The sequence below is a fragment of the Streptomyces sp. NBC_00086 genome, assembly GCF_026343255.1.
Lineage (GTDB): Bacteria > Actinomycetota > Actinomycetes > Streptomycetales > Streptomycetaceae > Streptomyces.
In genome coordinates, this window is sequence record NZ_JAPELZ010000001.1 from 8,100,695 (window position 1) to 8,122,475 (window position 21,781).

Consider the following 21,781-nt stretch of genomic DNA (forward strand, 5'->3'; position numbering starts at 1 on the left):
TCTCCGTGGGCTCCGATAAATCCGGACAACAGCCTGGTGGTTGGCCGGATCGGATATCACCAGGCGACGGGGAGCTCCCGCAACCCGTAGACGATGGTGTCCCGTTGGAACACGAGCTGCTCCTCGGGTACGGCCAGCCGCAGACCGGGCAGCTCGCGCAGCACGGTCTCCAGCATGATCTGGAGCTCGACGCGTGCCAGGGTGTGGCCCAGGCACTGGTGCGGACCGTGGCCGAAGGCCACGTGCCGGCGAGCGTCCCGGGTCACGTCCAGCTCGGCGGGACACGAGTGGTCGCCGTCCCGGGCGTCCGGGACGTCCGTGGCCTGGAGGGCGCCGAAGAGCTCCGGCTGCCGGTTGGCGGTGGACAGCATGCAGATCACCCCGTCCCCGGCCCGGACCGCCGCTCCGCCGACCGTGACGTCCTCGGTGGCGGCGCGGCCGAGGCCGAGGTGGATGATCGTGAGGTAGCGCAGCAGTTCCTCCACCGCCCCCGGGATCAGGGCCGGTTCGGCCCGCAGCCGGGCGGCCTGCCCGGGGCGGCGCAACAGGGCCAGGACGCTGAGCGCCGCCATGTTGGTGGTGCTCTCGTGGCCGGTGATCAGGAGCATGAAGCCGAGCGAGGCCGTTTCCCGCGCGGTCAGGTCGGGCCGGACGGCGAGCCGGCTGAGGATGTCGTCCCCGGGATCCTGCCGCTTCCGCTCGGCCAGCCCGGCCAGGTAGCCCATCAGCTCGCGGTGGGCCTCGGCGGCCCGTCCGGGGTCGGTGGTGTTGTCGAGCAAGGTCCGGCTGAGCGACTGGAACAGCGCGTGGTCCTCGTACGGGACCCCCAGCATCAGGCAGATGACGAGGGACGGGACGGGCAGCGCGAAGTCCGCGACGAGGTCGGCGGTCCGGCGGCCGTCGGCGGTCATCGCCTCGACGGCGGCCTCGACCACGTCCGTGATGGCCGGGCGCAGTTCCTGGACCCGGCGGGTCAGGAAGTCCTTGGCGACCATCCTGCGCAGCCGGGAGTGCTCCGGGTCGTCCATCCGGATGAAGCTCGGCTGAGCGGTGGCCAGTTGGCGCTGGCCGGGGGACAGGAAGGGGAAGCCGGGGGCGCGCGCGTCGGCGCTGAAGCGGGCATCGGCGAGGACCGCCCGGACCTCCTGGTGGCCCGTCACGAGCCAGCAGGGGGTGCCGTCGGGCAGCTCGGCGCGGCTGACCGGAGCCTCGGCCGCGGCCTGCGTGTAACCGGGCGGCGGGTCGTAGGGGCAGGAGCCGTACGGGGCGGGCAGGGCGAGCGGGGCCGCGGCCGGACCTCCGGTGGCAGGGTCGGCGGAGGCGGAGGCGAAGGTGGAGGCGGTGGCGGAGGTGGCGGTAGGCGTAGCGGTGACGGTCATGGTGGCGGATCTCATCCGGAGGGGGTTCGGCCGCCGTCGGGCGGGGTGTGGAGGGCGCCGAGCGTGGCGCACATGGTGGCGCACTGCCCGGCGAGGATCAGCAGTTCGATCAGTTGGTCGGGGCGGAGTCCGCCCGCCAGCCGGTCCCACAGCGGCTGCGGCAGCGGCTCACCGGCCGCGAGCGCGTCGGAAGCTTCCAGCAGGGCCAGATCGGCCCCGGACCAGGGGTGTTCGGCAAGGGGTGAGGCGGTCGCCGCCACCTCCCGGGAGTCCAGTCCGGCGTCGGCGGCGACCGCGCTGTGACGGTCGAAGACGAAGGACCCGCCGCGCCGGTGCGCGGTGCGCAGGACGACCAACTCCCGCTGACGGCTCGTCAAAGTCCCTTCGTGGGTCAGGACCCGGGCGAGGGAGAGCCAGGCGTGCGCGAGTCCGGGATGGTGGGCGAGGGTGCCGAAGAGGTTCACCCGGCCGGGGCCGTCCTTGGCGGATCCGGCCAGCAGCCCGCGCAGCGCGGGCGTCCACTGCTCGGGCGGCAGCGGAGTGATGCGTACGGGGCGCTCGGGTGGTTCGGTGGTCATCGGGCTCACCACCTGCAGACGACGACGCCGGCGCTGGCCCCGCTCGCGAACCCGAACATGCCCACCAGATCGCCCGGGTGGAGCCGGTCCGACCGCAGGGCGGTGGCCAGTTGCAGCGGGATGGTGTTGGTGGCGACGTTGCCATGCGCGGGGAAGGTGGACAGGATCCGCGAAGGATCCACTCCCACCCAGCCGCACGCCACCCGGGTGAAGGGCACGGACGGCTGGTGCACGCAGACGAGGTCGAAGTCCTCGACGTCCACGCCGAGTTCGCGCACCGCCCCGCGCACCTTGGCCGGCATTCCGTCGAAGGAGGCGACGAGTCGCGCCGAGTCGATCTCCAGGCGGCCCATCCTGCGGTGGTTCGCGTACGGATTGGGCAGTGTCGCCGCCTGCCAGCCCCAGGAGTTGGCGAAGAACCGGCTCCCGAGGATCCCGGGCCGCGTGCTCGCGGCGACCAGTACCGCCGAGCCCATGTCGCCGGTGCTCAGGCTCGGCAGGGCGCCGAGCAACTCGTCCGGGTCGGTGACGTTCCAGCGGCTCTCCCGGGTGCTGACCTCGGCGCTGGTGATCAGCACCCGCCGGTACTGTCCGGTCCGGACGAAGGCGTCGGCCACCTCCAGTGCGTTCAGCACGCCGTTGCAGGCGTTCTTCAGGTCGAACACTGGGCAGTCCAGGCCGAGTTTGGCGGCCACCACATGGGCGGTGGCCGGTTCCTCCATATCGGCGAGGATGCCCGCGTACAGCAGCAGGTCCACCTTCCGGGCGGGGGTGCCGCTCTCCTCCAGCAGACTGCGGGCGGCGTGCACCGCCAGGTCGGAGGGCTGCTCCTCGGGCGGGGCCACCGTGCGCTGCTCCAGCCCGTACATGTGCCGGAGCACGCCCCGGGACATCGGGATGCCGGGGCTGCCCGCCCGGAAGCGGTCCTCGACCGCGGCGACGCTCTGGCGCTCCTGCGGTACGTGGACGGTGGCGTGGACGACGGCACTGTGAACGGCCAAGGGTACGAAGCCTTCTGCTGGTGGGGGACGGCGGCGGTCAGGGCGCGGTGAGGAGCAGCACCACGTTGTGCCCGCCGAAGCCGAAGGAATGGCTGACGGCGGCGCCGACCCGCTGCTCCCGCGCGGTGCCGGTCACGCAGTCGATGTCGTAGGAAGAGCCCGAACCGGAGCCGGACGCGGCCAGGTTGGCGATCGGCGCCACCCGGGAGTCCCGGATGGTGAGCGCGGTCAGCGCGGCCTCCACGGCACCGGAGGCGCCGAGACTGTGGCCGAGCACCCCCTTGGGGGCGGTCACGGTGGGGCCGTGCGGCAGGACGCGGGCGATGAGTTCCGCCTCGGTGCGGTCGTTGAGCGGGGTGGAGGTCCCGTGGGCATTGACGTGGTCGACGTCGGCCGGGGACAGTCCGGCCTCGGCGAGCGCCGCCCGCAGGGCCGCCTCGGCGTACTCCCCGCCGGGGGAGGGAGCCGTCGGATGGTGTGCGTCCGAGGTGAGGCCGGCTCCGGCGAGGTGCGCGTAACCGCGCCGCCCGCGAGCCGCCGCGTCCGCCGGCCGCTCCAGTACGAGCACTGCGGCCCCCTCGGCGATGACGAACCCGTCCCGGTCCGCCGCGAACGGCCTGGAGGCCAGCGCCGGCTGGTCCACCCGCCCGGACAGGGCGCCCATCCGGGCGAACCCGGTGGTGACCACCGGGGTCACGGCAGCCTCGGAGCCGCCGGCGATCGCGATGTCGCAGGCCCCGGAGAGCAGCAGGTCACGGGCGATGGCCAGGGCGGTGGCCCCGGAGGCACAGGCCGTCTCGGTGGCCAGGGAGGGGCCGTGGGCGCCGAGGTCGGCCGACACCTCGCCGGCGGCCATGTTGGGGATGAGCATCGGGATGAGGGAGGGGGAGACCAGGTCGGGTCCCCCCTGGTGGTGGCGCAGGGTCTGGGTCTCCAGATGGGGAGCCCCGGCCAGCCCCGAGCCGATCACCACGGCCACGCGGGCCCCGTCCCAGGTGGTGGGGTCGAGTCCCGCGTCGGCCACGGCCTCACGGGCCGCCAGGACCGCGAGCTGCGTGAAACGGCCCATCCGCCAGGCCTTGCCGCCGCCGATGCGGCCCTGTTCGGGGGTCATGGCGGGGATCCGGCAGGAGAAGTCGACCGGGCAGTCCTTGAGCTCGGGATCGGTGTCCGCCGTCGAGCGGCCCCGGAGCACCCCGGCCCAGGTGTCCTCACGGCCGATCCCGGCCGGAGTGATCAGCCCCAGGCCGGTGACGGCCACGGCGCGGGGGTGCGGGGAAGCCGTCACAGGGCGTCCTGCTCGGTCCGCTTGGAGTGGAGCACGGCCACGAGCTCGCCGATGGTCGTGCGCTTGGCGGCCTCGTGCTCCTCGACCTTCACGCCGAGCTCTTCCTGGAGGGCGAGGGCCAGTTCGGCGAGGGCGAGCGAGTCGAGGTCGAGGCTCTCCAGGGTGGCGTCGGGCAGGACGCTCTCGGGGGAGACTTCGAACTTCTCGGTGAGCACGGTGGTGAGGATGGTCTGGAGCGGGGGCATGGCGGGGTGTCCTTCCGGGACGGGTGATGAGGGGCGAGCAGGCATGGAGGGGCGGCCTGCAGGGGCGGCAAGGAGCCGGATCCGGGCCGGAGCCGAGGGCGAAGGGGGGCGGTGATCAGGGAGCGGCGGCCGCTTCTGCGCGGGTGTCGCGCACGCCGAAGGGGGCCCGGGAGCGCCCGGGAGTGAAGGAGCGGGCCTCAGGGCGCCGGGTCGATGCCGGGCACCGCGCGTTCGAGTCGTGGCCAGAGCACGGCAGCCGATCCCCAGGTGAGCCCGGCGCCGAAAGTGGTGAGCAACACGCGTTCCCCTGCGTGCAGTTCGCCGCGCGAGGCGGCATCGGCCAGGGCCAGCGGGATGGACGCGGCGCCGGTGTTGCCGACCCGCTCGATGTTGGTCACCCGACGCGGTCCGGGAACGGGCAGTCGCTCCCCGACGGCCTTCACGATGCGGGCGTTGGCCTGGTGGGCGCAGAACCGGTCCACGTCCTCGGGCGACCAGCCCGCGTGTTTCAGTACGGTCTGCGAGGACTGGGTCATCCGGGTCACCGCGTGCTGGAACACCTCGCGCCCCCGCATCCGGAAGTGCCGGTCGCCGGGACCGTAGGCGTCCGGGGCCGACCGCTCCCGTGCTCCGCCGCCGCGCACCTCGATCAGCTCGTCACCGGAGCCGTCGCTGCCGAGGTCGAAGGCGAGGATGCTGCCCGGTTCCCCGGAGCGGCCCCGGCGCAGGACGACGGCGCCCGCGCCGTCGCCGAAGACGATGCCGGCCGAGTGGTCCTCGGGGTCCAGCAGGGTCGAGTACAGGTCGGCCGCCACGAGCAGGACCCGGTCCGCGCAGCCGGACAGCAGGGCTCCGGCGGCGGTGGCGAGCCCGTACAGGAAGCCGCTGCAGGCGGCGTTCACGTCCCAGGCGGCCGCGCCGCCCAGGCCCAGACGGGTGGCGAGCTGCGGGGCCATGGCCGGCATGGGCCGGTCCGGGGTGGAGGTGGCCACGAGCACGGTGTCCACCGGGGCGCCGCCCGCCACGGCCAGGGCGCGGCGCCCGGCTTCGAGGGCGAGCTCGCCGGTGGACACTCCGGGGTCGGCCCGGCGCCGCTCGCGGATTCCGGTGCGGCGGTGCACCCAGGCGTCGTCGATGCCCCATGCCGAGGGGAGTCCGGCGTTGGCGACCACCCGGGGCGGAACGTATCCGGCGATGCCTTCCAGCACCGCCGCGGGCGGGGCGGGCCGGGTGGCAGGGAGCGTCAACTGGTCTTCTGGGCAAGGCAGGAGGGAAGTCACGCACGTCTCTCAGGAGGATCTCGGGGGAGCGGCACGACTGTAGGGCGGGTCAAGATCACGGCGGGCGCGGAGGCGCAGGGGAACGGATGTGCTGAACGCCCGCTTCGGCGTCATCTCCGCAGCTCAGGGGCGTGAAGGAAGAAACGTTACGGCCGATGGGCCATCGGGGGATCGCCCCAAAGGTTGAATTAAGTGCGGCTGACCAGGCGTTCTGCTGACGCCGGGGGAGCAGCCGCCCTCGGGACCATCAACCGCCTTTACGGGCCGGGGGCAACGGTGCGGAACGGGTGCCGCTGTTGAACGTGTTGCACACGCACCTCTCCCGGGCCGCTGCACGCTCCCTGGCACGAGACCGGGGAGGGCCGGGATGGCAGAGGAGGGCCTGGGCGGCCGGGGCGGGCCGGGGCGGGCCGGGAGAGGGAGCGGGCGTGATGGGCAGACCCGGGAGGGGGCGCCGGTCAGTCGACCTGGAGCTCGCCCATCCGGCTCCATCCGGTCGCACCCTCGATGGTGGTGCTGACGATCTCCGGCGTCCGGGTGACCAGGGGACGCATGGTCTCCAGGGCCGCACGGAAGTGCGCGGAGGTCACGTGTGCCTCCGCGGCATCGTCCTGGAACGCCTCGACCAGTACGTAGGTGTCCGGCTCTTCGAGGCTGCGGGACCACTCGAACCACAGGTTGCCCGGCTCGGCGCGGGTGGCCCGAGTGAACTCCGCGACCAGCTCGGGCCACTGGTCGACGTACTCGGACTTGACGGGGAATTTCACCACAATGAAGATCATTCGAGCATTGTAGGCGCGAGCCCGCCCGCGCCTATGGCGCCCTCAGCTCTGTCCTGGGGGCGCGGTCGTCCCCGTCCCCGTCCCTGCCTGAGGACCCGTCTGCGACCCCGGAGCCGGTGCGGGGAAAGCGGCGGCGGTGAGCGTCGCCGCGAGGTTCTCCTTGCGCATCCGCTGGTCGACGTAGAGCAGGGCGATGACCAGGTGCGGGAAGCTGAACTGGAACAGCGAGCTGATGACGCCGCCGAGCACCACGATGGCCCCGTAGACGAGGAAGCCGAAGGCCATCGTGCTGAGGTCCGGCGAGGGATCGCCCGCCTCCGGCAGGCTCGGGAAGACCGCGAACATCCCGACGAAGCCGAACGGCATCTGAATGACGTACCCGACGGCCATCGCCACGAGGTGCCCGAGTATCGAAACGCCGAACACCCTCCACCAACCGTCGCGGACCAGCTGCGAGGAGCGCCGCATGGCCGCGACGGGACCCAGTCCTTCGCACACCACCGCGGCGGGCGCCAGGCTGAACCGGACCACGAGCCAGATCGAGAAGGGCACGCACAGGAGCGAGCCGAGGAGGAGCAGGCCGAAGGCGGCCGACGGGCCGGAGCCGCCCCGGTCCGAGGACATGATGATCAGCGGAGTGCAGATCGCGTACAGCAGGAGCGCCGGCCCGCCCGCGATCAGCGCGGTGAGCAGGACCACGCCGAGCACCGACGGCAGCCGTGACCGGCTGCGGCGCCACATCGCGCCGAAGGTCGTGGGGCGGCCGAGCACCGCCTCCTGGATCAACGCGGGGCACAGGGCCATGAACATCGCGGCGCCCACCGTCGTCACGACGAGCATGACCACGCCTGCGGGTACGAAGGACAGGAAGAGGGCCGCCACGTCCGAGTCCTCGGGGCTCTCTCCCGGCGGGAGGTCGAAGACGGCGGAGAACCGGTCGTACAGGGTCGCGAAGGAGATCGCGAGGGTGGCGGCCACGAGCAGGATGCCGATGCCCTGGACCAGGGTCATGATGCCGATCAGGGGCTTCCAGTACCGCCGGAAGACACCGAAGGCCCCGTTGAGCACATCGCCCGTACCGAGCACGCGCAGGGGTATGACCCCCGGCTGCGGGGCCGGTGGTGGGCCCCAGCCGCCTCCCCACTGCGGCGGCACGGGCTGACCCGGGTGGTGATTCCAGCCGGTGTGGTGCGACATCGTTGTTCCCCCTCGAATGAAGGGCCACGGTAACCCGCCCGTGAGCGCGCCCTGTCAAGGCCCTCTGGTCCCCCGGTCCCCCGACCCGTCCCCGTCCCCCGGTCCTCAGCGGGCGTCCCCGCCGGCTCCGTCCAGGGGCACCACGAGTCCGATGGTCTCGGCCGCCACGGCGATGGCGTAGTCGAAGAACGCGGCCTCGTCCCGGACGCTGTCGTGGGTACGGCTGAAGACCTGGAACACCAGGAGTCCGATCAGGCTGCTCCACAGGACGATCCCGCGCTCGATGACGTCCGAGAACGGAGCCGGGGGCAGCCCGCCGAAGGCCTCCACGGCGGCCGGCAGCAGCAACGGCGGCCCGGGCACCGCGCGCCGGGGCGGGGTGAGTTCGCCGCCGGCCAGAGCCGCGCCCACGATGCCGGCGAGGACGCCGGGCGTGCGGGAGGCGGGCAGGACGGTGTCCTGCGGGGCGTGGTAGCCGGGTACGGGCGATCCGTAGATCAGCGTGAACTCGGCGGGGTGGTCGAAGGACCACTGGCGCAGTGCACGCGTGACGGCGAGCAGCCGCGCACCCGCCGACGCGCGGACCGCGGTGGCGGCCTCGTCGGCCCGCTCCATCGCGGCGCCGGACGCGTCGTAGGCATCGATCACCAGCGCGGTCAGCAGGTCGTCCCGGTGCGGGAAGAGGGCCCGCACCTCGGTGACGGCGCGATCGCAGTCGCGTGCGACGGAGTCGAGGGAGAGGCCTCCACCACCCAGCTCCGGCAGGTGCAGGCGCGCGGTCTTCTTGATCAGTTCTGACAGGATCGTGTCGCCGGATGTCGAATTCTTTGCGTGATCGCCCATGCCGAAACCGTACCGGTCGGCGGCAACTGCCTTGCGTGCGGCCTCCGTAGGGGATCCGCAGGGATCTGCCGGGATCCGGCCGAGGGGGCCCGACAGAACGCGACGCCCCACTGCGCTGATGTCGTCGTACGCGACTGCGCCCCGGGTGCGTGAAGATCCCTCCATGGGATCCACGGACAGGGGCACGCACTCGGACACGGACACGGACACGGACACGGACCGGCCCGGCCGGGTCGAGGCCCACGGCATCGACCCCGTTCCCGACGGGGAGCGTCACGGCCGGGCCCGCGAGCTGTTCCCCGTCTGGGCGGCCGCGAACGTGAACTACCTGAGCATGGTGGTCGGCGGCGCCCTGATCCTCATGGGCCTGAGCCTGGGTCAGGCCGTCGCGGTGATCGTGCTGGGCAGCCTGTTCTGGGCGCCGATCGGCCTGCTCGCCGTCTCCGGACCGGCCTCCGGCACGCCGAGCGAGGTGATCGCGCGGGCCATGTACGGCATCCGCGGCAACCGGGTGAACATCGCCGTCAACGGCTGGCTGCTCTGCATCTGCTACATCGCCCTCAACCTGGCCGCCGCCTCGGTCGCCGCCTTCGTCCTCGTGGAGAAGGCGGGCATCGACACGAACAGCGGGGTCAAGACCGCCGTCGTGGTGGTCATCGCCGCCCTCACCCTGGCCATCGGCGTCTACGGACACGCCACCATGGTGAGGCTCTACCCCCCGATCGCGATCGCCCTCACGGTCACGTTCGCCGTCGTCGCCGGGTACGTGTGCGCCGGCGCCGACCTCGGCCGACAGCCCGCCGAACCACTGACCGGCACCGCCCTGTGGGCCACTCTCGCGGCGGGGCTCACACTCATTGCCTCGGGCCCGCTCTCGTACACCAACAGCGCCGACTTCTCCCGCTACCTGCCGCGCACGACCTCCCCGAAGGCGGTCGCGGGCTGGACCGCGCTCGGCGGATTCCTGCCCGGAGTCCTCCTCACCTCGCTGGGCGCCCTCGCCGCCACCGTCGTGGACATGGCCGAACCGCAGGCCGGGCTGGAGAGCATCCTGCCCTCCTGGTTCTCGCCGGTCTTCCTGTTGGCGATCGTGCTCGGCACGATCGCCAACAACGCCATGACCGCCTACAGCTCCGGCCTCGCCCTCCAGGCCATGGGCGTCCGCGTCCGCCGCTCCGTCGGCGTCCTCGTCGACGGAGCACTCGGCGTCGTGGTGACCCTGTACGCGCTCCTGGTCTCCAACTTCCTCGACACGGTCGGCAACCTCCTCCAGCTGACCGTCGTCGTGCTGGGCCCCAGCACGGCCGTCTACGCGACCGACATCCTGCTGCGCCGCTGCCGCTACGACGGCCCCGCGCTCGCCGACGAGACCCCCGGCAGCCCCTTCTGGTACACCCGGGGCGTCAACTGGGCCGGAGCGCTGGCCCTGACGGCCGGCATCGCGGCGGCCGCCCTGTGCGTGGACACTCTGTACACGGGTCCCGTCGCCCGGGCCCTGGACGGCGTGGACCTCTCCCTGCCCGTCGGCATCGCCGTGGCGGCCTCCCTCTACGCGCTCCTGATGCACCGCTCCCTGCGGGCCCCGGCCTAGTGATCTGGTTGTGAGTTCGTTCGGCACCACGTGAGTCGTCTTCCGTACCACTTCGTGGATTCGGCTGACGGGTGCTGGTTGGCTTCGGTCTGCTGTGGTTTGTGGGTGACAGCAGGCTGGAGCCGCTGGTCCTGAGTGAGACCGAGCGGCAAGTGTTGAACAACTGGGTCAAGCGCCGCACGACCGCGCAGGGTCTGGCCCTGCGAGCACGGATCGTGCTGGCATGTGCGGACGGCGGAACGAACCTGGCGGTGGCCGCCCGACTGGGCGTGAACCGGGGCACCGTCACCAAGTGGCGGACCCGGTTCCTCCGGGACCGGCTGGACGGACTCGCGGACGAGCCCAGGCCCGGGGTGCCGCGGACCATCACCGACGCCCAGGTCGAAGAAGTGGTGGTCCGCACCCTCGAAGAGACACCCGCCGGTGGAACGCACTGGTCCAAGCGGGAGCTGGCCAAGGTCGTGGGGATCTCTCCGGCGAGTGTGCTGAGGATCTGGCACGCCTTCGGCCTGCAGCCGTGGCGGACCGAGACCTTCAAGATTTCCCCCGATCCGTTCCTGATCGACAAGATCCGTGACGTCGTCGGCCTCTACCTCGCCCCGCCGGCCAACGCGGTGGTGTTCGCGGTGGACGAGAAACCGCAGATCCAGGCCCTGGAACGGACCGCACCGGTGCTGCCGATGCTCCCCGGAGTCCCCGAGCGACGCACCTTCGACTACGTCCGCCACGGCACCGTCGATCTGTTTGCCGCCCTGAACACCGCGACCGGCAAGGTGATCACAAAACTGTCCGCGCAGCACCGGGCAGTCGATTTCCGGGACTTCCTCGACGAGATCGACCGCCAGACCGACAAGGGCCTGGCGGTCCACGTGATCTGCGACAACCTCTCCGCCCACAAGGCGCCGGTGGTGCACAAGTGGCTGCTCGCGCATCCCCGCTTCCAGCTCCACTTCACCCCCACCTACTCGTCGTGGATCAACCAGGTCGAGCGGTGGTTCGCCGAGCTGGAACGGCGCTGCCTGGAACGCGGCGTCTTCTGCTCCCTCGACGACCTCAAGACCGCACTCGAGAACTGGACCAAGGTCTGGAACGACGAAGCCCGGCCCTTCAAGTGGACCAAGACCGCTGACCAGATCCTCGACCGGATCTGCCGCTACTGCTCACGCATCTCCGAACCAGATCACTAGGAAGGGGCGTGCAGCTCGCCCGTCCGCGCCACGCGGGCGTACCAGCGCGCGCTCGACTTGGGTGTGCGCTTCAGGGTGTCGTAGTCGACGTGAATGGCGCCGAACCGTTTGGCGTATCCGTACGACCACTCGAAGTTGTCGAGCAGCGACCAGAGGAAGTAGCCGCGCACGTCCACCCCGTCGGTGATCGCCCGGTGCACGGCGTCGAGGTGGGCGTGAATGTAGGCGGCCCGCTGCGGGTCGTGGACCGTGCCGTCCGGACCGACCTCGTCCTCGTACGCCGCTCCGTTCTCGCTGACCACGAGCGGCAGCCCGGGATACCGGGCGGCGGTCCGGGTCAGCAGGTCGTACAGGGCGCTCGCGTCCACGGGCCAGCCCATGGCCGTACGTTCACCCGGGGCCCGGTGGAACCCCACGTCCGCCGCGCCGGGCCACGGCGAGTGCTCGCTGTTGCCGTGGCCGTCGTCCTGCGGCTTCTGGGCGTCTTCCGCGACGTGCGAGACGACCGTCGGGGTGTAGTAGTTGATGGCGAGCAGGTCCAGGGGCTGGTGGATGGCGGCGGCGTCGCCGTCGCGGACGAAGGACCAGTCGGTCAGGTGGGCGGTGTCCGCGAGCAGGTCCTGGGGGTAGGCGCCTTCGAGCATGGGGCCGAGCCAGATCCGGTTGCCGACGGCGTCGATGCGGCGGGCCGCGTCGCGGTCCTCCGCCGAGGGGGTCAGGGGGCGGACCTCGTGGAGGTTGAGGGAGACCGCGAGCTGCGAGTCCCCGGGCAGCGCGGCCCGTAGGGCCTGCACGGCGAGGCCGTGGCCGAGGTTGAGGTGGTGGGCCGCGCGCAGGGCGGCGACCGGACTGGTCCGGCCCGGGGCGTGCACGCCGGAGGCGTAGCCGAGGAACGCGCTGCACCAGGGCTCGTTGAGGGTGATCCAGCGCTTGACCCGGTCTCCGAGGGCGTCCGCGACGAGGCCCGCGTACTCGGCGAAGCGCTCGGCGGTCGCGCGCTCGGGCCAGCCGCCCGCGTCCTCCAGGTCCTGGGGGAGGTCCCAGTGGTAGAGGGTGAGGGCGGGTGTGACGCCGGCGGCGAGCAGCTCGTCCACCAGCCTGCGGTAGAAGTCGAGGCCCTTCTGGACCGCGGGGCCCCGGCCGGTCGGCTGGACCCGGGACCAGGAGACGGAGAACCGGTAGGCCCCCAGCCCCAGTTCGGACATCAGCCGGACGTCTTCGGGGAAGCGGTGGTAGTGGTCGACGGCCACGTCGCCGGTGTGGCCTTCGAAGACCTTGCCGGGGGTGTGGGAGAAGGTGTCCCAGATGGACGGGGTCCGGCCGTCCTCACGGGCGGCGCCCTCGATCTGGTACGCGGCGGTGGCCGTGCCCCAGAGGAAGCCGGACGGGAAAGAGCGGACGGCGGTGAGCGGCCGGGTCTCGGACGCGGTCATAGGAGAGCGCTCCCAACGCAAGTGTGGATGAAGTGGTGCCAGGAGAACTGGCGCCTGATGGCCTGGTGCCGGATGAGGAGACGTGTGCGGACGGGCGCCGGGCGGGAGCCGGTCAGCTCTTGACGGCGCCGGCGGTGATGCCGCCCACGATGTGCTTGCCGAGCACGGCGAAGACCAGCAGCAGCGGCAGCGTGGATATGAGGGCGCCGGTCAGGACGACGGCCTGGTCGACGGTGTGGTTGCCCGCGCCGAGGCCGGCCAGGGCGACCTGGAGGGTCGGATTCCCGTCCGGGGTCAGCGCGATGAACGGCCAGAAGAAGTCGTTCCAGGCCTGGACGAAGACGAGCATCCCGAGGACCGCCATCGCGGGCCGGGCCACCGGGAACACCACGTGCCAGATGATGCGCAGGCTGTGCGCGCCGTCCATCCTGGCCGCCTCCACCAGCTCCACCGGCAGCGCCTCGATGAGGTACTGGCGCATGAAGAACACGCCGAAGGCGGCGACCAGCGAGGGCAGGACGACGGACTGGAGCTGATCGACCCAGCCGAGATCGGTGACGATCTGGTAGAGCGGGATCACACTGAGCTGCGGCGGGATCGTCATGGTCGCCACCACCAGCGCCAGCAGGGCGCCCCGGCCCTTGAAGGGCAGCTTGGCGAAGGCGAAGCCGGCCAGGGTGGAGAACAGGACGGTGGACAGGGCCACGAGCCCGGCCACGATGGTCGTGTTGACCAGGGCCTCGCCCATGTCGACCTGGTTCCAGGCGAAGGCGAGGTTGTCGAAGAGCCGGGGGCCCGGCAGGAGCGGGGCCGGCGCCTCGACCACGCGCTCGCCCGTGTGGGAGGCGGCCACGAGGTTCCAGTACAGCGGGAAGAGCGAGATCAGGGCGGCCAGGCCGAGGAGGACGTACGTCAGAGGTCCCGCGTGGTGCTGCCGGCCCGCCGACTGGCGCAGCAGCCTGCGGCGCGGCGCCGCCGTGGTGGGCGCGGCCGTGGATACGGGCCGGCGTGTGGGAGTGGATGCGGGCGTGGGCGTGGGCGTGTCGAGCATGCGGGCCATGAGCTCAGCTCCCCGACTTCTTGCGCTTGTGGTTCGAACGGGTGATCAGCGTCTGGATGCCGCCGATGAGCAGGAGGAGCAGCAGCATGACCCAGGCGATGGCTGAGGCCTGGCCCAGCGCGCCGGTCACCCACCCCTTCTCGTACATGAGCAGGCTCAGCGTCTGGAACTGGTTCCCGCTGCCCCCGCTGATGCCGACGCTGCCGCCGAAGAGCATCGGCTCGCCGAAGAGCTGGGTGGCGCCGATGGTGGAGACGATGACCGTGAAGAGGATCGTCGGCCGGATGGAGGGGATGGTCACGGACAGGAACTGGCGCCAGCGCGAGGCCCCGTCCAGCGCGGCGGCCTCGTAGAGGTCCTGCGGCACGGCCTGCATCGCCGCCAGGTAGATGAGGGCGTTGTAGCCCGTCCAGCGCCAGGTCACGATCGTCGAAATCGCTATCTGCGCGGGCCACTTGGAGGAGTCCCAGGCAACCGGGTCGAAGCCGACCCAGCCCAGGACGGTGTTGATCAGGCCGTAGTCGGTGTTGAAGAGCTGGGCGAAGACGAGCGTGGCCGCCGCGATCGACGTGGCGTACGGGGCGAGTACCGCGACGCGGAAGAAGCCGCGACCGCGCAGCTTGTAGTTCAGCAGGTGCGCGAGACCGAGGGCCATCAGCAGCTGGGGAACGGTGGAGATCACGCCGATGGTGAAGGTGTTGGCGAGCGCGTTCCAGAAGAACTCGCTGGTGGCCAGGGAACTGTAGTTCTCCAGCCCCTTCCACTGGGCGCTGCCGCCCAGTTCGACGCGGTGGAGCGAGAGCCACCCGGTGTAGATCAGGGGGAACAGCCCGAAGGCCGCGAAGGTGAGGAAGAAGGGGGCGACGAAGACGTAGGGAACCGCCTTCAGGTCCAGGCGGTAGAGCGTGCTGCGCAGGCCGGCGGGCGGCGGGGAGCCGCCACTCGTCGCCCGTACGGAGGTGGCCACGGGGGCGTCCTTCCGGGTCGGTGCGTACGGGAGATGCGTACGGGAGGTCCGTACGGGAGATGCGTACGGATGGGGTGGGGACGGGAGGTGAGGTGCGGACGGGAGCGGCCCGCCGCCCGCAGGGGGCGTGACGGGCCGCGCGCGGCCTCCGCTACTGGTCGATCTTGTCGTCGACCAGCTTCTTGACGTTCTCCCAGGCCTTCGCCGGGTCGGTCCCGCGCTGCTCGATGTCGAGGATGCCGTTGTCCGTGAGGAAGGTCTTCACCTGACCGTCCCAGCGGCTGATCGGGGCGGGCGTGATGCCGGCCGCGGCCTCCGAGTAGATCTTGCCGACCGGGGTGTCACCGAAGTACGGCAGCTTGGCGTCCTGGACGGCCGCCGAGGTGAGCGTGTCCTTGGTGGAGGGGATGTTCCCGTTCACGCCGAAGACCTTGGCGTGCTGCGCCGGTGCGGTGAGCCAGGCGGCGAGCTCGGCCGCCTCCTTGGCGTGCTTGCCCGACTTCGGCACGGCGAGGAACGAGCCGCCCCAGTTGCCGGCCACGGGCGGCGCGGCGATGTCCCACTTCCCCTGGTTCTCCGGGCCCGCCTGGTCCTTGATGATGCCCGTCATCCAGCTGGGGCAGGCGACGGTGGCGAACTTCGCGTTCTTGAAGGCGGCGTTCCAGGTGCCCTTCTCGTCGAACTGGCGCAGCTTGGCCGTCAGTTCGCCCTTCGCGGCCGCCACGGCGGTGTCCCACGCCTTCTTCACGCCCGGACTGTTCTCGTAGTCCAGCTCGCCCTTGGCGTTGGCGTACTGCACGGGCTGGCTGGAGATCACCGCGTTGAACAGGCCGCTGGCGGAGTCGTGGAAGGCGGTCCCGGCCGGGGCGCTCTTCTTGTACGTCTCACCGGTCGCGATGAACTTCGCCCAGTCGCCCGCCCAGAGCTTGGCAACCTCCGTGCGATCCGTCGGGAGCTTGGCCTGGGCGAAGAGGTCCTTGTTGTAGCAGATGGCCATCGGGCCGATGTCCGTGCCGAGGCCGATGACCTTGCCGTCGGCCGTGGTGGCCTGCTTGACCTTCCAGTCGAGGAACGCGCCGACGTCGCCGCCGCCCGTCTTGGCGAGGTCGGTCCACTTGTCCGCCATGGCGGGACCGGTCGCCTCCGCGATGTAGCCCACCTCCAGCGCCTGGATGTCCGCGAGACCGCTGTCGCGGGAGAGCCGCAGCTTGAGCGTGTCCCAGTACTTCTGGCCGTCGGCGACGTTCGACTCTTCGATCTTGATGTTGGGGTGGGCCTTCTCGTACTCGGCGTAGAGCTTGGCGCCGGTGGTGTTGTCGTAGCCGAAGGAGCCGAAGGTTCCGATCCGCAGTGTGATCTGCTCGCCGCCCGCCGCGTCGCCCTTGCCGTTGTCGCCGTCGCTGCCGCAGCCGGTGAGCAGGGCCGTACCGGTCGCCATCACGGCGACCGCGGCGACCGCGTTGATGGCGGTGCGGCGTCCGCGTCCGTGTCTGCTGCTGGAAGTGCGCATTCCACTCTCCTCGTCCAAGGTGGTGCTCGTTGTGCGCCATGGGGTCCGGCGGGCTGTTCGCGGCTCGGCGAGGGCCCTGCCAGGACCTGATGTGAAGGTCGTTCTCGCATCCCAAGGTGGGAGCGCTCCCACGTCGTTGCCGGAAGGTTGCTGCTTGGTGGGTGCGGGTGTCAAGAGATGAACGCGAATTCGTGCCGCCAAGGCCTTCGGTGCGCGCCGCGCCCCGCATTCCGGTGTGGCCCCGTCGGGTTCTCGACGGGGTCGTAGCATCGGGGCGGGATCCTGAGTAGTGTGGGAGCGCTCCCACTCGGCTTCTCGTGCGCCGGACCGGCGTAACGTGTGCCGCGTGAGATGGGGGCGGTACCCGCTTCTTACCTGATCAGCCGTGCCCGGACCGGCAGGCACCGGCCCGGAGCGCGAGAGCGCACGAGGGGAGTTCGACAATCGTGACCGGACGGCAGAACGGCAGACCCACCCTGGAAGAGGTCGCGGCCCTGGCCGGAGTCGGCCGGGGCACGGTCTCCCGGGTGATCAACGGCTCGCCACGGGTGAGCGAGCAGGCCAAGGACGCCGTCGCCCGCGCCGTCGCCGAGCTGGGGTACGTCCCCAACCAGGCGGCCAGGGCCCTGGCCGGAAGCCGGACCGACGCGGTCGCCCTCGTCATCCCGGAGACCGAGGCCAGGCTGTTCTCGGAGCCGTACTTCCTCGACCTGATCCGCGGGGTCAGCGCCGAACTGGCCGAATCCGACAAGCAGCTGCTGCTTACCCTGGTCCGGACCGAGGCCGAGCGCCGGCGGTTCGAGGACTACCTCGCCGCCCAGCGGGTCGACGGCGTACTGCTGGCGTCCGTACACGGCGACGACCCGCTGCCGGACCGGATCGCCAAGCTGGGCCTGCCGGTCGTCATGAACGGGCGGCGCTCCGAGGCCGAACCCGTCGCCTACGTGGACTCCGACAACATCGGCGCGGGGCGGGCGGCCGTCGCCCACCTGGTGGGGCGGGGCCGGAGCAGGATCGCGACCATCAGCGGGCCGCTCGACATGTACGTGGCCCGCGCACGTCTGGGCGGCTACCGCGCGGGGCTCGCGGAAGCCGGGTTCGGGCCCGACGAGTCGCTGGTGGCGACCGCGGACTTCACCGAGGAGGGCGGCCGGCTGGCGATGCGCGAGCTCCTGGAGCGCGCCCCCGGCCTGGACGCGGTCTTCGCGGCCTCCGACGTGATGGCGGCCGGCGCGCGCGGGGTACTTCGCGAGGCCGGGCGGCGGATCCCCGAGGACGTGGCCCTGGTCGGGGTCGACGACTCCGCGGTGGCCCGCCTGATGGATCCGCCCCTGACGAGCGTGCGCCAGCCGATCGAGGAGATGGGCCGCACGATGACCCGGCTCCTGCTCCAGAAGATCGCGGAGGCGTCCGGAACCGGATCCGCGCCGGCGCAGGACCAGGGCGAGGAGCCGCGCAGGGTCCTTCCGACGGAACTGATCGTGCGGGATTCCTCCTGAGCTCGTCCTGCCTTCCGAGCTCCACTTCTTCCGGCCTCCAGCGGGAACACCCCTTACGGCGCGGGGCAGTCCTCGGTCGTCTTGACCACACCGAGGCTGACCTTGCCGGTCATGGCCTCGCCCGGATGCGGAGACTGGGTGCACACCTTCCACTGCGCGGGCCACTGCACGGGACGCTGGGATCCGCTCAGGTCCGTCATCTCGACGGTCGTCCCGGCGTCGACGGCCTGTAGGGCTGCCGCGGCCCGGGCTCGCGTGAGCACGCCGCGGCCGGAGCCGTACGGAATCCAGAGGTTTCCGTACGGCTCCGGCCTTTGAGCGGGGTGGGGCGGTCAGCTCACCGGCGCTGCGTCACAGCGCCGGGTGGGCGTTCTTCATGAGCTCCTGGAACTGCGCCGAGAACCACTGGCCCGACAGCGGCGCGTCGGGGAGGGACCCCGACATGCTGTTGCCGTTGCGCGCGTTGCCCGTGTACGTCGGGTCGCACATCCGGTCGAAGCCCTTGCCCTCGTTGTTCGGGATCTCCTTGCTCGCGCCGTCCGACTCGCCCGGCGGCTTGATCCACACGTAGGCGTCGATGCCCGCGGCCGGGGCGGCCTGCGGACGCTCGCCGAGGCCGGCGCCCGACTGGTTGCACCAGTTGCCGAGGTGGATGCGCCGGTCGTAGCGGCCGCCGTTGACGTAGGTGTCCACGCTCGTCAGCGCGCCGGGTCCGGTCGGCCGAGCGGTGCCGCCCCAGCCGTTGCGGGAGGTGTCGATCAGCATGCCGAGGTTCGTGTCGAAGCCCAGCGACACCAGCTTGGTCCGCATGGCCTGGGCGTACGAGAGCTCGTCCGTGTACCGGTTCCAGTCGACCCACTTCGACTGGCGTACGGAGGTGCCGTTGACGGAGTCCTCGATCTTGAAGTGGTCCTCCTTCAGGGCGCTGTAGTTGGCCGTGTTCACGATGAAGCCGTGCACCTTGGCGAGCGTGGAGCCCTCGGCGGTGGCCGCCTGCTTGAACATCTCGGCGGAGGAGCCGAAGTTGTCGTCCCAGCCGAGCCAGCCGTGGTGGCCCGCGTCCACGTAGTTGTAGACGTTGGCGATCGAGCCCAGCTTGTTGAGCGCGTAGCCGACACCCTTGATGTAGTTGCCGTTGGCCTTCATCACGTCGCAGTTGGCGGTGGCCGTCGGCCGCCCGGTGACGTTGGTGACCAGGTTCGGGAGCGAGTCGATCTCGACCGTGGTGACGATCCGCAGCCCCGCGTACTTGGCGTCGGAGAGGATGGCGGCGATCGGGTCGATGTACTGCGTCTTGTACTTGTCGATCTCGGTCGGGCCCAGCTCGCCGTTGGAAGCGAGGGCGGCGCAGTCCCGGCCGGGGAGGTTGTAGATCACCAGCTGGACGACGAGTTCACCGCTGCCCTTCTGCGCCAGCGCCGCGTCCAGGTGGGCGCGCAGCCCCATCGAGCTGCTCGAACCCGCGATGGCGGCGGTGCGGTCCAGCCAGACACCGGTGGGCTGGTTCGACACCTTGGTGCCGCCCGGCTCGGCGGCGGCCTTGGCGGACCATTCGGGGTTCACGTACACCTTGGCGCCGGCGTACGGGTTGTCCGCCTTGGCGCCGGACGGCGGCGGGGTGGTCGGCGGGGTCGTGGGCGGCGTGGTCGGGGGAGTGGTCGGCGGCTGGGTCGGGTCCGTCGCGCCGTTGCAGGTGACGCCGTTGAGCTTGAAGGTCGCGGGCACGGCGTTCGTGCCGGTGTGCGAACCGTTGAAGCCGAAGGAGGTCGAGCCACCCGTGGCCAGGTTCCCGTTGTACGAGAGGCTCTTGGCGGTCACGGCCGCCCCGGACTGGCTGATCGCGGCGTTCCAGCCCTGGGTGACTTGCTGACCGTTCGCGTAGGACCACTCCAGGGTCCAGGAGGCCACGGGGTCACCGGTGTTGGTGACGGTCACGTTCGCGCCGAAGCCGGTGTTCCACTGGTTGGTGATCTGGTACTCGACCTTGCAGCCCGCGGTGGCGGCGCCGGCCGAGGTGCCGAACACGGTGGCGGTGGCGCCCGCGGCGGTGACGAGGCTGAGGGCCGCCAACAGGGCGGTGCGCCTGGTCGTGCGGGACGTGGTGCGGGGAGTCGTGCCGAGTGCTGTGCGGCTCATTTTCGTGGAATGCCTTTCAGTTCAGGGTGCGCAGGTGGTCGCGCAGTCCGGTGCCGAATGCGGTGGGGGTGCCGTCGTACGAGGTGATCAGCGCCGGACCGGAGCTGCAGTTCCAGGTGTTCCAGGTCCAGCCGAGGTACGAGAGGGAGCGGTCGTCGAACCACTTCATGACGCGGTCGATGAAGGCGTGCGCGCAGGTGTTCTCGCCGATCTCGCCCGCCACGAGGGGGACCTTGGCGGCGACCGGGGCGAGGGTGGAGTCCCAACAGGATTCGCTGGAACAGGTGTTGAAGTTGTAGACGTGCCAGGCCGCGGCCAGATTGCCCGTCGGGTCGGTGGGGGAGTGGGTGAGCCACTGGCTCAGGTCGTTGGAATAGGCGATGCCGGGGACGAGCAGGAGATTGCGGGCGCCGGTCGCGCGGACGGCGTCCACCAGGTCCTGCATGCCGGCGACCTCGTAGCCGATGCCCGGACACGTACCGCCGTCGCGCCAGCAGGTCCACGCCTGGGCGGTGGTGGGGGTGGCCCGGTCCGGATAGGGCTCGTTGAACAGGTCGAAGACGACCCGCCGGTCGTTCTTGAAGGTGTTCGCCACCGAGGTCCAGAACGCCGGGGTGTACTGGGCGTCCGGCATCGGCTTCTGACAGGAGGCGTGCACGTCGGCGCACCCCGAGGAGTTGCCGGTGTACTGGCCGTACGTCCAGTGCAGCTCGACGACCGGGGTCATGCCGTGCGCGAGGACCCGGTCGACCAGTCCCTTGACGGCGGCGACGTAATGCGCGCCCCGGTACTCGGGCTTGATGTTGTCGAGGCCGAGCCAGCACTCCTCGTTGAGGGGAATGCGGACGGTATTGGCCTCCCAGTCGGCGATGGCGCGCACCGAGGCGTCGTCGACGGGCCCGTCGAAGATGCCGTGGCCCTGGACGCACATGAACTCGGCCCCTGAGCGGTTGACGCCGAGGAGGCGGCGAGTGGCACCGTTCTGGTCGGTGAGGCGGTTGCCGGTGACGCTCAGTTCGGGCGCCCCGGAGACGGGGTCGGTGGGTGTGGGGGTCGGGCCCGTGGGGGTGGGCGTGGGAGTGGTGGGTGTGGGTGTGGGTGTGGGCGTCGGAGTGGGGCCGGGCCCGGAGCCGGTGGTGCAGGTGGCTCCGTTGAGCGTGAACGCGCTGGGCGCCGTATTGGCGCCCGACCACGAGGCGATGAAGCCGGTGGTCACGCTCGCGCCGGCGCCGAGCGCGGCGTTCCAGCTCTCGTTCACGGCGGTGACGGCCGATGCGGTCTGGGACCACTTGGCGCCCCAGCCCTGACTGATGGTCTGGCCGGCCGGAAAGCCGAAGCCGAGGCTCCAACCGTTCAGCGCGGAGCCGTTGTTGGTGACAGTGACCGCACCCTGGAAGCCGCCGGCCCATTGGCCGACGACCGAGTACGTCACCGTGCACGAGGGTGAGGCCGCGGCTCCTGTGGCCGTACCCACGACGGCGAGCGCACAGCTCGCCATCGCGAGCGCTGCCGTTGTGAGCAGCGCGGACGTGCGTGGGGGGTGTCGCATGAGCGAGTCCTTGCAGCGAGGGCGCGCTGGTGACGGCGCGCCGACTGACGGATTCGCTCCCACTGGTTGGGGCCAGACCGTAGCGGCAACTCACGCCAAGCAACAGAGGGGTTGACGAAATTCGCCCGGGAACGGCTTCGACTCTTCACGGACCTTGACGGCGTTGAGTCCCGTCTGCACAGTGGGAGCGCTCCCACTGGTTCGGAGCTTGTTCACACGCTCCCCGTACACCGTCATTCCCGAGCCGAGAGGAGAA

At 71.1% G+C, this 21,781-nt stretch carries 19 protein-coding genes; 3 read left to right on the forward strand and 16 right to left on the reverse strand.

The genetic code is table 11. The features are described from left to right. Positions 1-56 precede the first annotated feature (56 nt). The 9 genes from OG276_RS36600 to OG276_RS36640 all read right to left on the reverse strand — a co-directional run bounded on the left by OG276_RS36600 (position 57) and on the right by OG276_RS36640 (position 8,593). A complete protein-coding gene (locus OG276_RS36600) occupies positions 57-1,379 on the reverse strand; it encodes a cytochrome P450 (RefSeq protein WP_266912244.1) in 1,323 nt (440 codons plus the stop codon). 11 nt (positions 1,380-1,390) lie between these two features. After that, positions 1,391-1,957 (reverse strand): carboxymuconolactone decarboxylase family protein, encoded by a 567-nt coding sequence (locus OG276_RS36605; RefSeq protein ID WP_266912247.1) that lies wholly within the window; start codon positions 1,955-1,957, stop codon positions 1,391-1,393. A 5-nt stretch (positions 1,958-1,962) separates the two neighbouring features. Then, a complete protein-coding gene (locus tag OG276_RS36610) occupies positions 1,963-2,958 on the reverse strand; it encodes a 3-oxoacyl-ACP synthase III family protein (protein WP_266912249.1) in 996 nt (331 codons plus the stop codon). Positions 2,959-2,995: 37 nt separating this feature from the next. Beyond that, positions 2,996-4,246, reverse strand: a complete 1,251-nt coding sequence (locus OG276_RS36615; RefSeq protein WP_266912251.1) for a beta-ketoacyl synthase — start codon at positions 4,244-4,246, stop codon at positions 2,996-2,998. Next, positions 4,243-4,491: a phosphopantetheine-binding protein gene (locus OG276_RS36620; protein WP_266912253.1), complete on the reverse strand. Its 249-nt coding sequence runs from the start codon at positions 4,489-4,491 to the stop codon at positions 4,243-4,245. The genes OG276_RS36615 and OG276_RS36620 overlap by 4 nt, the downstream gene beginning before the upstream one ends. Positions 4,492-4,688: 197 nt before the next feature. Next, positions 4,689-5,738 carry a beta-ketoacyl-ACP synthase 3 gene (locus OG276_RS36625; protein WP_266912255.1) on the reverse strand — a complete coding sequence of 350 codons (1,050 nt, stop codon included), beginning with the start codon at positions 5,736-5,738 and terminating at the stop codon, positions 4,689-4,691. 491 nt (positions 5,739-6,229) lie between these two features. Next, positions 6,230-6,553, reverse strand: coding sequence for a putative quinol monooxygenase (locus OG276_RS36630; RefSeq protein ID WP_266912257.1), 324 nt, complete (start codon positions 6,551-6,553; stop codon positions 6,230-6,232). Between the two features lie 42 nt (positions 6,554-6,595). Further along, a complete protein-coding gene (locus OG276_RS36635; RefSeq protein ID WP_266912259.1) occupies positions 6,596-7,750 on the reverse strand; it encodes a hypothetical protein in 1,155 nt (384 codons plus the stop codon). Between the two features lie 105 nt (positions 7,751-7,855). Then, positions 7,856-8,593, reverse strand: coding sequence for a TetR-like C-terminal domain-containing protein (locus OG276_RS36640; RefSeq protein ID WP_266912261.1), 738 nt, complete (start codon positions 8,591-8,593; stop codon positions 7,856-7,858). Between the two features lie 163 nt (positions 8,594-8,756). On the opposite strand from OG276_RS36640, the gene OG276_RS36645 reads away from it, so the two are divergent. Both OG276_RS36645 and OG276_RS36650 read left to right on the forward strand, forming a co-directional pair. Further along, positions 8,757-10,184: a cytosine permease gene (locus OG276_RS36645; protein ID WP_266912263.1), complete on the forward strand. Its 1,428-nt coding sequence runs from the start codon at positions 8,757-8,759 to the stop codon at positions 10,182-10,184. A 101-nt stretch (positions 10,185-10,285) separates the two neighbouring features. Continuing rightward, the gene (locus tag OG276_RS36650; RefSeq protein ID WP_266912265.1) at positions 10,286-11,371 is read left to right on the forward strand and encodes an IS630 family transposase; all 1,086 of its coding nucleotides are present in this window, start codon (positions 10,286-10,288) and stop codon (positions 11,369-11,371) included. Here OG276_RS36650 and OG276_RS36655 read toward each other — a convergent pair. From OG276_RS36655 to OG276_RS36670, 4 genes are all read right to left on the reverse strand, one after another. Continuing rightward, positions 11,368-12,804, reverse strand: a complete 1,437-nt coding sequence (locus OG276_RS36655; protein WP_266912267.1) for a GH1 family beta-glucosidase — start codon at positions 12,802-12,804, stop codon at positions 11,368-11,370. The two genes, OG276_RS36650 and OG276_RS36655, sit on opposite strands and share 4 nt — an antisense overlap. 112 nt (positions 12,805-12,916) lie before the next feature. Further along, entirely contained in the window at positions 12,917-13,855 is a 939-nt protein-coding gene (locus OG276_RS36660) for a carbohydrate ABC transporter permease (protein ID WP_266913436.1), read from the reverse strand. 13 nt (positions 13,856-13,868) lie between these two features. Beyond that, positions 13,869-14,831: a carbohydrate ABC transporter permease gene (locus OG276_RS36665; protein WP_266912269.1), complete on the reverse strand. Its 963-nt coding sequence runs from the start codon at positions 14,829-14,831 to the stop codon at positions 13,869-13,871. Positions 14,832-14,982: 151 nt separating this feature from the next. Then, a complete protein-coding gene (locus tag OG276_RS36670) occupies positions 14,983-16,341 on the reverse strand; it encodes an ABC transporter substrate-binding protein (protein ID WP_266912271.1) in 1,359 nt (452 codons plus the stop codon). A 446-nt stretch (positions 16,342-16,787) separates the two neighbouring features. On the opposite strand from OG276_RS36670, the gene OG276_RS36675 reads away from it, so the two are divergent. Next, the gene (locus OG276_RS36675; RefSeq protein WP_266912273.1) at positions 16,788-17,840 is read left to right on the forward strand and encodes a LacI family DNA-binding transcriptional regulator; all 1,053 of its coding nucleotides are present in this window, start codon (positions 16,788-16,790) and stop codon (positions 17,838-17,840) included. 53 nt (positions 17,841-17,893) lie between these two features. Here the strand turns inward: OG276_RS36675 and OG276_RS36680 are convergent, their stop codons facing one another. From OG276_RS36680 to OG276_RS36690, 3 genes are all read right to left on the reverse strand, one after another. Beyond that, the gene (locus tag OG276_RS36680) at positions 17,894-18,103 is read right to left on the reverse strand and encodes a hypothetical protein (protein WP_266912275.1); all 210 of its coding nucleotides are present in this window, start codon (positions 18,101-18,103) and stop codon (positions 17,894-17,896) included. 88 nt (positions 18,104-18,191) lie between these two features. Next, positions 18,192-19,976, reverse strand: a complete 1,785-nt coding sequence (locus OG276_RS36685; RefSeq protein WP_266912277.1) for a glycoside hydrolase family 6 protein — start codon at positions 19,974-19,976, stop codon at positions 18,192-18,194. 16 nt (positions 19,977-19,992) lie between these two features. Then, positions 19,993-21,525 (reverse strand): cellulase family glycosylhydrolase, encoded by a 1,533-nt coding sequence (locus tag OG276_RS36690; protein WP_266912279.1) that lies wholly within the window; start codon positions 21,523-21,525, stop codon positions 19,993-19,995. Positions 21,526-21,781: the final 256 nt, after the last annotated feature.